Source organism: Bacillus sp. JJ1773 (assembly GCF_036962035.1).
In the GTDB taxonomy this organism is placed as follows: Bacteria; Bacillota; Bacilli; order Bacillales; family Cytobacillaceae; genus Cytobacillus.
This window is the reverse complement of record NZ_JBALNX010000048.1, coordinates 20,995-21,213: the sequence shown is the minus strand read 5'-3', so window position 1 is coordinate 21,213 and position 219 is coordinate 20,995. Positions and strand designations below refer to the sequence as shown.

Annotated in this window: 1 pseudogene; it reads right to left on the bottom strand. The window is 34.7% G+C overall.

From position 1 onward, the window contains the following. Positions 1 to 187 (bottom strand): annotated as a pseudogene (locus V7127_RS13985) (GNAT family N-acetyltransferase); the annotation flags it as partial. Positions 188 to 219: the final 32 nt, after the last annotated feature.

Below are 219 nucleotides of genomic sequence, written 5' to 3'. Positions count from 1 at the left end.
AAATATCATTATGGAAGACATTTAAACAGTAAAACATTAGGAGTTCTGATGTGTTGTTTGTTCCAAATTTTTGAGAAACAGAAACTCTTTCAGTTGCGAAGTGATAGATAAATTGCAGATCCGCTTGATTTTTCCCGTCCAGCTTGCGCATTTTGGCCTGTTCAAAATGTTCATTTGTAAACTCCATTGAATATAAAACCTCTTGAACAGGACGAAAAC